This window comes from Pinibacter soli, assembly GCF_029961145.1.
In the GTDB taxonomy this organism is placed as follows: Bacteria; Bacteroidota; Bacteroidia; order Chitinophagales; family Chitinophagaceae; genus Pinibacter; species Pinibacter soli.
On sequence record NZ_JASBRG010000007.1, the window covers coordinates 1,189,979 to 1,202,005 of the forward strand.

Here is a 12,027-nt window from a genome sequence, read left to right on the forward strand (position 1 = left end):
AATAACAAAGAAATCACTTAACCTATCCCTTTCATGGCATAAATTTGACTTAATAACAATTACGAGACTTCTGTTAAGCCATTAAAGCAACAACCATGAACGACAATAAAAACATACCTACTCTATTCGAATGGATTGGCGATATCACAACCTTTGAAACTTTGTTTACAAAATTTTACGACAAGGTATTGAAGGACGACTTGATTGGAGGATTATTCGAACATATGTCACCCGAACATGTAAACCATGTAACGCATTTCATAGCAGAAGTTTTTGGTGCGGGTGAGTTATACTCCGGACAAGACCAAGGTTCACATGCAAAAATGATCGGCAAGCATATCGGTAAAATGCTTACTGAGCAACAACGGCAACGCTGGATGAATTTACTGATACAAACCGCTGACGAAATCGGCCTTAAAAGCGACCCGGAATTTCGCTCTGCTTTTGTTGGATATTTAGAATGGGGAACACGAATAGCGGTAATCAATTCTCAGTTAACAACCAATCCGATGAACGAAAAAGCGCCAATGCCGACCTGGGGCTGGGGCGAAACCAAGGGGCCGTACTTGGAATCGTAACATTCATCGTTGCATATAAACGACCGGCCCACAAAACAGTTATATCTATTCATTCCCAGCATTTCAAACATAATTGATATATTGCCGTTCAGATCGAACCAAATATCAATTTCATGAAGTTCACCAATATCGCATCTACCTTTTTTGCGGTTAGCCTTGTCGCATTATCATCTTGCAACAATGAACAAAGCAGCACCACAACCACTGAAACAGCTGCCATTCCGGCTACTCCGTTAATCAACTATTCTATAGTTAATCAATATCCTCACGATGCTTCCCTGTTTACCGAAGGCTTTCTATTTTATAACGGCACACTATACGAAAGCTCGGGCTCACCAAAGGATCTTCCACTAACAAAATCTTTGGTAGTAGCGCACAATTTATCGAACGGCCATATTGAAACAAAAGTGGAACTGGACAAGTCAAAATACTTCGGTGAAGGAATTGTATTTCTTAATGACAAACTGTACCAGCTTACTTATAAAAACCAGACAGGTTTTATTTACGACGCTAAAACCTTTAAAAAAATTGGAGACTTTAAGTATTCAAACATTGAAGGTTGGGGCATGACAACTGATGGCGCAAGCTTAATTATGAGCGACGGCACAAACAAACTTACCTATCTGAATCCAAAAACTTTAACGCAGGAAAAAATACTCTCCGTTACAGATAGCAACACTCCTCTTGAAAGCATTAATGAATTGGAATTTATCAAGGGATTTATTTATGCCAATGTGTGGCAACAAAATGTGATTGTAAAGATCGATCCATCCAATGGAAAAGTAGTTGGAAAGATCGACCTGAGTTCATTGATGAATGAAGCCAAAACAAAGAATCCAAACGTGGATGTACTGAATGGAATCGCTTATGATCCCGCTACAGATAAAGTGTATGTAACAGGGAAACTGTGGGAGAATATTTATGAGATAAAGTTTGCGCATTAGAAAATCACCTTCAAATCCATTTACCCGAACCCATGAACCAAACTATCAAAATATTACGCAACGGAATTTCTTACGGTGTTGCCATGTTTGTTCTAGCATATATTTTTGGCACCTACTATCACTTTTCATCGCAGGACACTTTATTAGCATCCAGCTTTATGAGCATTGCAGCTTTGCTTGCCAATGGCTTGATCCATAGAAAATATACAAAGCCAGTAAAAGTGCTGCAGGCAATCAACATTACGCTTCAGGATTCAGAGACTGTAAAACTTCAAACCCCGGCAAATCATACAATGGATGAGAATGCAGTTCCCGGTAAATTGTTTTTAACTGACAAACGACTGGCTTTTGTTCCGTGCCAGCAGGATGAGCAGACCCAGCAAGTACATTCATGGTCATTGACGGATCAACATTCATTTAAGTTTTACCCAACCATTTTTAATGCAGGCGGAGAATTTATAATCAATTGCAGCGATCATCAGCTGGTATTCGAAGTGGATGAACTAAAGGCATGGAAGAGGTCTTTATTGGAAAAATAGAATCGTAAACGCTATAAAATAAGCAGCGCTGATTTTATAACACCTTATTTAGCTATCGCCACATTAAATAAAAAGAACCCGCCTTTTGAGCGGGTTTCTTTGTTTAACTTAAAATCGTTGTATGGTCGCATTAACAAACATTACTTCAAATTAATCGTTACCATTTTACCCCATTGTATAGCCGCCAGTGGATTTGAAGGGTCTGCATCCCACAAACATTCTCTCATCGTCAGTGTCATTGTTTTAGGATCCAGTACGCCGAAGTGAAACGAAAGTTTTGTTTCATCATTCATAGTAGACACCACGCCTTTCATTGGCGAGTCTGCTCCTACTGTGCTCAATGCAACATCATTGTCAGGGCCATTGTACACATAGTACTTGCTTTCGTGTGCGTGACCATGCAAGTATGCTTTGATATTGGTGTGTTGTTTCAGGAAAGCAACAAATGCTCTCTGCTCGATATTATCTGCAACAGAAGCTGTAGTACCACTTTTAAAACGCTCGTCCAGTACGTTATCAAACTTATCTGTACTGTTGATAGAATGATCTCCGTTTGGATTGGTGAAATGGTTTGATACTACAGCAGGCTGATCATGTGCCACAATAACTACAGGCGTTGTTGATGACACCTTCTGCAGATCATTGTTCATCCATACTCTCACGCTTGAATCCGGCCACATTTGTATGAAACAAAAGTGAACACCTGCGATATCTCTTGAATAATTGATCCTGTCTTTTGCGTAATTATAATTCAGCGCATCTTTTGTAGAAACGCCAAACATCAGGTTGTAGATATTCGCCATTGATGTCGCATCTGTAAGCGGCGACATTTTTGCGTAATACCCAATGGTATTCGAAACATCATGATTACCCGGAACAATCATCAACTGTGCTTTTTGACCATCTTTATTTTTTACGGTCAGGTTCTGCAGATAATCCACTCTGAACTGCTCCCATGATGCAGCAGCAATTTGTACACTGACACTTGTTTCCATCCGGTTTGCAATGTCGCCACCTTCAAAAAGATAATCAACAGTGTTGATCTTTTTGCCAGCATTCAATCCTCCATCATTAGGCAAAGTAAGATTAGGCAGCGTGTTCATTTTTGCGATCATGGCTGCATTCACCACATGTGCATCCACGTTTGTTTTGCCCTGAAACGCAGGACGTGAAATACCATAGTGTGCATCAGAAGTAAAAATGAATTGTATAGGTTCATTGTCCTGCGAATTGTTATCGTCTTTTTTACAACTTGTTGCCACCATTGTTGCCAATACAGCGATGATTATAACAGGTTGCTGAAATATTCTTTTCATATTGAGTCTTCGGGTTGTTATTTTCTTCTATAAAATGAAATAGTTGATAAAGCACCGGCGTGATCTTTTATTTCAGTATCGGTTAAATAACCACTACCATCGTACATAAAGCATATGCCTTCGCCCTGGTGCTCGTTGCCTGCATAAGGTGCCGTTTGTGGAGCTGTCAATATTGTTTGTGCAACAGACTGACCGGCATTTCTTTTCCAATACCATATCTGTCCTTTGTTACGCAACACCATTTCTGAGCCATCCGGAGAAATATCACCGGAAGTAAGGAGGTCAAAATTTGTTTTCACAACAGACTTCAAAACGATTGTAACTGTGAGCGATTGAGGATAAGCAGCGGAATATATCGTGCTTCGCAATGTTTCTTTTGATGCAATAAAAATATCTTTCGTTACAGGATCAACCAGTAATGTTTCTGCATTCACTGCACCTTTTGGATAAGCGAGTTCTATTTTATCAATTGACTGCATATGAATAACAGAACTACCTGAGAGGTCTTTCAGCACAGGTTCCTCAAAACGATACACTGTAATTGTTTTGCGTGAAGCATTGTTATCACCAATGTCGGCAAAATAGATATAGGTCTTTCCGGCTTCAGGGCCCGGGCCAACTCTTATATCTTCAACGTCGCGTGTGGAAATATTATCCAGCACAAGTTTGCCAAGGTCATCACCAAGTGCATTGGTGAGTGCGATAGTGTTTGTACCTGCATCATCTTCATGCACATACAATACACCTGGATTAGCAACACTCGAAGCAATGCCCGATAATTCGTTGTACTCCTGGCGTTGCATAACGTTTACAACCGGTATTGTTGCAAACAACAAACAGTTATCAAGTTGTGTAATATCATATTTTGCTTGAGGCGTAGTGTCTTTGACCACAGTAACGATAGTGTCGCTACCACCGGGATTATCCGGCGTTACCCCTGTTGAGTTCTTCGAACATCCAACAGCGTCAATCAAAGTAACGATAGAAAGTAAAGTGTAAAATTTCATTAGTGAAAGCTTAATGCACAACGTTCAAAGCAAAACACTTAATGCAGAACGCAAGGTGTCGAAAGATCGGGCACCTTGCGTTCTGCGTTAAGCATTAAGCATTAGGCGTTCAGCAGCTACTAGTAAGAATGCTGATTACCGCTATTGTCAGTTGGGAACGCACCCAAATCTTTATTTGGACCAGTGATAACAGCGTCAAATTCGGTAGGCTTTGCGGCACCTAGTATAGTCATCGGGAAACCGTACTGCATCAACACTGGAGCTGTTGGTTTCGATGGCATTGCATTAGCGCCTGTACCTCCTTTGTAAACACCGGCACCAATTGCAGGAGAACCAGCTTTCAAGTGGAAGTCAGCACCAGCAGGGATCACGCTGTTTCTATATTCTTTACCTATGCTGTTTTTGGCAACATCATAATTTGTGAACATTGGATCGTACTTCAACGAATCATTAGGATTGTTAGTACCTGCGTTAGTGCCATTAGCTGCGATCACACCATTTGTATAACCATTCAAATCACCTGCTTGTTTCAACGTGAACTGATTAGGCTCGATGAAAAGCATGTATTGGTCCGCAGGGCCCATTACAGTACCTCTACCAATGCAAGTTAGGTTGTGACCGTAAGATGTGTTCAATGTATCACTAGGTTTACCTTTTTCTGATTGATAAGAAATTCTCAACCCTTGTTTACAGTTAACGATGATGTTATTGTAAATAAAACCACCAGTGTTTGTTTCTGTATTGATAGAACCATTACGCGTAGCTTTTGTTTGCCTGAAACCGCAGTTAACAAGCGTGTTGTTGTAGATGTTCACTAACGTGTTAACGCCATCTGTACCTGCAGTTTTCAAACCGTTTGTAGCGATACCGTAAGACAGGTTGTATGCCATATCCCCGAAGGTGTGGCTTTTCAGGTTTACACCTTCACCACCCTGGCCACCAAGTTTGTTAAACGTGTTTCTCATAATGCTCACGTAAGTGTTTTCACATTTACCGATACAGTCATCTTTACTACCAAAGAACCATGAATCTTCAAGGATCAATTTGCTGAAGCCTGAAGCACGGTTCATGTAAACTGCATAACGTGGATCACCAGGTTTTGCGCCGTAATCAGCTGCATTCGCGCCCCAAGGGCCACCTGTGTATTCAACGTGTGTCCAGCGAAGCAACAAAAGATCTGCCGCTTTACCGCACTGGAAACCACCCCAGTAACCTTTGTAAGCCGGGTCATTTACAGCGTCGTCTTTGTATGTAGAATTTGACTTTTGAACAGTTGACGTTTCATAAATCGTGAACCAGTTTGGAGCATCTTTAGTACCCTGGCTTACGAATGTTCCGTTAACATAAATTGCCGGACTTGTTTCAGGACTAAGACCATCACCATGTATCAAAACCTTTACACCTGGTTGTACATACACCGTATCGCCTGCATTAATAGTAACGTCAGACATGATGTGATACGTTTTGCCTGCAAGCATTGTTCCTTTCAAAGGAATAGAATTACCGCTTGCATCTTTCTTTGGAAGAATAGTATCAGAAATACTTTGACCGATAATAGTCAACGGCTTTGAAATGTTTGTGTTTTCACCGTCTTTCTTACAAGAGAACATTACGACCGGAATCATTGCGATAAGACCGATCCTGAAATGATGTTTCTTCATAATTGTACTTTAATAAGAGTTGAATAGTTGTATTTGAAATTATTTTTTGAAAATGTAACGAACACCAGCCTGATAGACTTGTCCGTATTCGCTACGCTGTGTAAGTGTTTTGCCTGACGCAGGGTCCTGGTAAGGAACCCGCACATCGTTGATAACCGGCTTGTTCACATACACTTCATATTTTGCATTCAGCAGATTCTGAACCTTGACAAATACTGAAAAATGTTTCGCAATTCTTTTTTCTGCTGCCAAATCAAAAATGCTCATGCCTGTTTGCCAGTAGTCCATTTCGTAATAAGGAGATACCAGTGCAATGCGTTTTCCTGTATACTGCCATGTAACCTGCGCATCTAAACCAAGTTTATTGTTCTTATACAACACAGCTACGTTTGCAACATGCGGTGCCTGCCCTTGCAATGGCCTTGTTTGCTCAGGATACATTTTGTCTACTGTACCATCTGGTTTTCTAAACGACGTGAACTTCGTTGTGGTGATAGAAGAGTGAGTGTAAGTATAGTTTGCTCTTACACCAAAGTTGCCAATGTATTTCTCGTACACCAGTTCCAGACCATAGTTAGCCGCATCGCCATAGTTATTTGGTTGATATATCTGGCTGTTTTGAAATCCTGTGAAATTGAACCCATATTCAATCGGATCGTGTATTTTTTTATAGAATGCTCCTACAAATAATTGCTCGTTTGGTTTTGCGTACCATTCGTAACGAACATCGAAATTCTGCGATGTAGAATGCTTCACAAATGGATTACCATTCACCACGAAATCATCTCCTGCTTTGTCGTTATAAGGAACGATCTCAAAGTAACTTGGCCTTGCTATTGCGCTGTAGTAAGAAAGACGAATATTTGTTTTATCATTCAGCAAATATTTGAAGTTTACGCTGGGCAAAATATCCTGATAACTTTTCTCTCCCGATTTTCCTTCTACTGTTGCATCCACATCAGTCATGTAGTCCTGCGCAGTATGTTCCATTCTCACACCGGCAACGGTCTCCAATCGCTTTATTTTAAACTTCAGCATTGCATAAGCCGCGCCGATCGTTTCGTTTGCCCTGTAGTTATTGTAATCTGCAGCGCTACCCTTGGGGTTAAACACAGACCATTTGTAATTGTAAATACCTGCCCATGTTTGCTTTGAACCATCTGAATTTGGCACAGGTCTTAACTCATAATTATCATACTCATTCACACGGTGTTTATCACGATACAAACCACCCACTGTTACTGTGTAGGGAATATTACGCGTTGTATTATTGTAACTAAGATTTACGATGCCCGTCAAATCCCTGTCTGTATTTTTCCACCATGTACGATCATAGTCCATCAACACATCAGGATGCTTGTATGGTGCAGAGCCCGGTGCATTTGCATCTGCATAGATCCCTCCATCGTATTCATACTCTGCCACATCCGGAACCTGGCTCATTGCATTGGAATAAACAGCGGACCAGTCAAGCTTTAGTCTGTCAGTAACAATAGTATGCTGGCCTTGCAAAGTTGTGTTGAAAATATTTTGATGTTGATATCTGGAGCGTCCGAACTGCCATATCTGGCCGGTTCCCGGAACAGTTCTCGGAGCAAGAATGAGCGTATCTGTTGTTAAACGGGCCTGCGCATCCTGCAAGTCAGCATATATTGCATACAAGCCTATTTTGTTCTTATCATTAATATTGAAATCAACTTTACCATTCAATGCCGCACGGGTAAGTTCCGTAGAATAATCACGAACATTGAAATGTTTGATGTAAAGTTGTCCACCATCCTGAAACTCGCCGGGACTAAAGATCGTATTGTATGACTTGTAAACATTTTGATAAGAACCGCCAAGCATTACGCCTAAACGATTTTTAAAGAAGCGGTTGCCGATAGACAATGTCGCGAACGTGTTTACCGGTGCAGACTTGTGTGTATAGTTCAAATTATCTCTTGTAAAATCCTGCGGAGTGGCACTATAAGCAGGACCATTCGCTCTGTATGGAGATTGTTTATTAATGGCACTTACAGGAAATTGATCAAAGCCGTTTTTCAATACGTTCTGGTTGAACCCTGCAGAAGCACTGGCGTTTACATACAATGCATCGGGAGCGTTTTTCATCACCATATTTACCGTACCACCGATCGCATCGGCTTCCATATTAGGTGTAAGTGTTTTGTTCACTTCAATTCTTTCGATCAAATCAGAAGGAAAAATGTCCAGTGGAATGAAACGGCTTTTATTATCAGGGCTCGCGATTTTTACACCATTGATCAATGTATTATTATATCGCTGATCCATCCCTCTGATGATCGCATAACGTCCGTCACCACTGCTGCTGCGTTCTACAGACACGCCTGATACACGTTGCAAAGCATTTCCCACTGTTACGTCGGGAGACATTTGAATTGCCTTTGCCGAAATGATATTCTGAACGCTTGCTGCATTTTGTTCTGTTCTTTTTGCAGCTATCTCAGATTCACCGTTTGCCTTTCTTCCTGCAATTACAACCTCACTCAAAGCAGAAGACGCGTTCCTTAATAGTATATATATTTTGATGTTGCTGTTTACAGCAAATACTGTATCAATTGTTATGTAACCAATGTAGCTGATCTGGAAATGATAAGTACCGCTATTGATATGTTCAAGTGTGAAAGAACCATCCAATCTCGTGCTTGTATTACGATGTAATTCAGCAATGGTGATGGTTGCACCCGAAAGCTGTTCTTTTGATTGGGCATCAAGAATAGTCCCTTTTACGGAGTGTTCGTTTTGTTGGCCGAACGAAGTATTACAAATGAAAAACAGTCCGGTTATAAGCAGAGAACGCAGTTGCATTGGGCTAAAAAATTTCGGCAAAGGAAGATAAAAATGCAACTGTTCATCAGCGTTACAAGGATTATAACGTAATCGTAATATTATGGTAATAAATAATTAACATGGTTGTCCGTTTTCCTTCACTAAGCACACAAAGCTGCATTAAGTGGAAGGCTTTACTTTTTAAACCACAGAGGAAAAGAGTTTTTTTTCACAGAGGAAAGGAGGATTGTGAACCGCTCCTTGTGAGAGGGTTTTCAGTATTTTACTTTCGTGTCGCTACGCCGCAGTAAGCCCTCTCTTAGTGAAACTTAGTGCCCTTAGTGCCTTGGTGATGAAAAAAACTCTACATGTTTTAACGTCGCCTATTTATTGTCCGCAAACTTTTCAAGTGCTAAAAAATGTCTTAAGTTCGCTGCTGAACCCTGTACCCATTTTCATGATCAAACTTTTAACTACAACGCTGCTTTCATTTTTAGTATCTCTTTGCTCTGCTCAAACAACAATAATGAAAACCAGATACCTCTCCCAAACTGAATTCAATGACAATTTCGGAAACGAGATGGCCGATGCTAATTCTATTTACAAAGGAATGATAGCAAACGGAACCAAAGAATATAGTTTACTGACATTTGACTTTACATACATTTCTGATGCGAAGGACAAGCTGGACTCACTAGCAGTATTTCTATCAAATAACTATGGCTTTAAAAACTACCCAATAAAAAAACAAAAGGGATATTGGGAACTAAAAGGAGATGCGACGGCATTTCCGCTTGACAGTAGCAATCTCATGTATTGGGCAATTGACCTGTATTACAAGGGATATGAATTTGACTGTAAACTTACGGGCTATGGAGCGCTTGCTGATCCAAATAATCAAAATTTCCCGAAACTTGACTCTAACTTGTATGATCATTATTTTGACATAGCTATGGAAGCCTACAATAAAAGAAATCTCGGAATGGCTATTATTCATTTTTCAACAGCTATAAGGATCGATCCGAAAAATCCCGATGCCTGGTACTCCAGAGGTCTTATTAAAGATGAATTGCGAACTCAGAAAGCTGCCAGATGTGACTATGACAAAGCACTTGAGCTGGCCCCGCATTTCGTAGACGCTTTGATAAGCAGAGCTACCAATAAAGATGAATCCGGCGAATTTGACGAAGCACTAAAGGATTATGACGAAGCAATATTACTCGACCCAAAGAACACCATGGCATATTTTAACAGAGGAAATACCAAATTCAACAAAGGCAACAAGAAAGAAGCCTGCATGGATTGGACAAAGGCAAAATCGCTGGGGGCGGAATATGCACAGAAAAGAATTGATGAGGTGTGTAAATAACCCGTAAATGAAACAACTCTTAATCTCCTTAAACTTTCAAACCCTCGTTAACATATATCTTGACTATAAAGGCTACAAAGATGAGCAGGCGCCGGATAAGTTATAAGAAGTAAAACTATTTGCCAACATTTTTTTGCCATTGTTGTTATCTAAGCTACCGCAACCTAAACGCTAAATAACTGCAAGATGGCAAAGCAGCTTTTGATCATCCTTTTTGTGATCGCTCACCAATTTTTATTTGGACAAAGTATTGATTCTGTGAATGTCATCATCATTGACTACAGCAAGGGTCAATATTCATTTGGCAGACCCGGCGTTTACGGGAAGGGCGAAATACTTGAACTTAGCCGAATTCAAAGTGGGGACTTTAAATTTACACATCGATTTTCTACTGTCGCATCGGCGGGAAACGATGGCAAATCACTACATACTGACTCTATCAGGTTTTCTACAAAAAACCTGGCCATTGTTCCAAGAGAGAAAATATATTACTGGCTCACCCAACTAAATACTGATAAACAGAATTTTACACCATCGTTTATCGGGCCAAGATTGGCCGCTCCCGAAAGAAAAGAAATTGTACAGGTAGCGAAAAAAAATGACGAGCTCTGGAAACTAAGAGGCTTTGATTCGGACAAGGAAGACTCCAGGAAAAAAATTGAAGAAATGCAAAGCTTCAAAATGCTTGACACCTTTCTTGCGTCTCAAAAAACGACAATGAATCATGAAGCCGTTTCCACAGATGCCTACAACAATCTTAAAATCATTACTATCAGCGGAAGTGATACTACAGAATATCGTTGCCAATTCTTTGATTCCCCGGGGCAACCTATTTCCCGCTTCAAAAACAGATCCCGTTCAATGGTTTCAACAATTGTGAACCTCGAAGCAAATACCGCTGCGCAGGATTTCCTGCCAAAGCACTCCATGATCTACAGAGTGCTTGATATCAACAGCATAAAGGAAGATTATATTGATTGGTACCTGGATAAGAAAATGTAGGGAGAACCGGAACGCAGATTATCATGATTGTCATGATTTGAATGATATGATTTTACGTTTTCATAAGGCTAATAAATACGAAGTTTCCAAAGTCGTTTCTGCGCTGCTTTTTTTGTGGTTTATAAACAGTGACAACCATCCTTAAAAATCATAACAGATCATGACAATCATGACAATCTGCGTTCTTTTTCTCCTTCAAATTATTCCTCCGGGTCTATCACTGCAGCCTTCGACTTGTCATCAAACTTTTTGTACAAGCCAACAGGTTCAACGGTAATGAACACTTCAAGCGTAGGACCTACAACCAGCTCCAGCAAATGTCCGCCGTGTACAATACCATCCGACGTGGCGGCATTTACATGGGAATGCGCAACCGGCTGGCCATTGTAAATAGCAATGTTGCCCGTAAGTGTTGTAATTTCTGCGGCTTCATTGATGGGAATTACTTTGAACATTTTCTTTTGCTCATCATACCATCCAACTGTCAGCGTACTGGCATCTCCAATGGCTGAATAATGGGCACTTTTTACATTGTACTTTTTAGCAAACTCGGTTAATCCTGTACGTAGCTCATCACCTGTTGCAAATACAAGCACATAATTTTTTGTTTCGCCGTTTGTACTCAACAATTTCACTTTAACACCTGGCGCTTTGCCCGCCTTTGGTGGTGTGGTCGGTGAAATATAATCCTGTGCGGCTGCAGCGAAACCAAACGCCGCAATGATCATCAATAAAAGACTTGATTTAAAGATTTGCATCAATTTGAAAATTTGGGGATTTGAAAATTTGAAAATTCTCGACGTGCAAATCTCGTTATTAAT

At 40.4% G+C, this 12,027-nt stretch carries 10 protein-coding genes; 5 read left to right on the forward strand and 5 right to left on the reverse strand.

Annotated elements, in window-relative coordinates; translation table 11 throughout:
• Positions 1-95: 95 nt before the first annotated feature.
• The 3 genes from QJ048_RS15505 to QJ048_RS15515 all read left to right on the forward strand — a co-directional run bounded on the left by QJ048_RS15505 (position 96) and on the right by QJ048_RS15515 (position 2,061).
• Positions 96-578 carry a group II truncated hemoglobin gene (locus QJ048_RS15505; protein ID WP_282335307.1) on the forward strand — a complete coding sequence of 161 codons (483 nt, stop codon included), beginning with the start codon at positions 96-98 and terminating at the stop codon, positions 576-578.
• A gap of 113 nt (positions 579-691) precedes the next feature.
• Positions 692-1,522 (forward strand): glutaminyl-peptide cyclotransferase, encoded by an 831-nt coding sequence (locus QJ048_RS15510; RefSeq protein ID WP_282335308.1) that lies wholly within the window; start codon positions 692-694, stop codon positions 1,520-1,522.
• 32 nt (positions 1,523-1,554) lie between these two features.
• Positions 1,555-2,061, forward strand: a complete 507-nt coding sequence (locus tag QJ048_RS15515; protein ID WP_282335309.1) for a hypothetical protein — start codon at positions 1,555-1,557, stop codon at positions 2,059-2,061.
• A gap of 140 nt (positions 2,062-2,201) precedes the next feature.
• On the opposite strand, the gene QJ048_RS15520 is transcribed toward QJ048_RS15515, so the two are convergent.
• From QJ048_RS15520 to QJ048_RS15535, 4 genes are all read right to left on the reverse strand, one after another.
• Positions 2,202-3,377, reverse strand: coding sequence for a metallophosphoesterase family protein (locus QJ048_RS15520; protein ID WP_282335310.1), 1,176 nt, complete (start codon positions 3,375-3,377; stop codon positions 2,202-2,204).
• A 17-nt stretch (positions 3,378-3,394) separates the two neighbouring features.
• Positions 3,395-4,384 carry a hypothetical protein gene (locus tag QJ048_RS15525; RefSeq protein ID WP_282335311.1) on the reverse strand — a complete coding sequence of 330 codons (990 nt, stop codon included), beginning with the start codon at positions 4,382-4,384 and terminating at the stop codon, positions 3,395-3,397.
• A gap of 119 nt (positions 4,385-4,503) precedes the next feature.
• Positions 4,504-6,045, reverse strand: a complete 1,542-nt coding sequence (locus tag QJ048_RS15530; RefSeq protein ID WP_282335312.1) for a hypothetical protein — start codon at positions 6,043-6,045, stop codon at positions 4,504-4,506.
• 39 nt (positions 6,046-6,084) lie between these two features.
• Positions 6,085-8,874: a TonB-dependent receptor gene (locus tag QJ048_RS15535; RefSeq protein WP_282335313.1), complete on the reverse strand. Its 2,790-nt coding sequence runs from the start codon at positions 8,872-8,874 to the stop codon at positions 6,085-6,087.
• A gap of 487 nt (positions 8,875-9,361) precedes the next feature.
• Between QJ048_RS15535 and QJ048_RS15540 the strand changes: the two genes are divergently transcribed.
• Both QJ048_RS15540 and QJ048_RS15545 read left to right on the forward strand, forming a co-directional pair.
• Positions 9,362-10,204 carry a tetratricopeptide repeat protein gene (locus QJ048_RS15540; protein WP_282335314.1) on the forward strand — a complete coding sequence of 281 codons (843 nt, stop codon included), beginning with the start codon at positions 9,362-9,364 and terminating at the stop codon, positions 10,202-10,204.
• 186 nt (positions 10,205-10,390) lie between these two features.
• The gene (locus QJ048_RS15545; protein ID WP_282335315.1) at positions 10,391-11,206 is read left to right on the forward strand and encodes a hypothetical protein; all 816 of its coding nucleotides are present in this window, start codon (positions 10,391-10,393) and stop codon (positions 11,204-11,206) included.
• Between the two features lie 200 nt (positions 11,207-11,406).
• Here the strand turns inward: QJ048_RS15545 and QJ048_RS15550 are convergent, their stop codons facing one another.
• Positions 11,407-11,964, reverse strand: coding sequence for a PPC domain-containing DNA-binding protein (locus tag QJ048_RS15550; RefSeq protein ID WP_282335316.1), 558 nt, complete (start codon positions 11,962-11,964; stop codon positions 11,407-11,409).
• Positions 11,965-12,027: the final 63 nt, after the last annotated feature.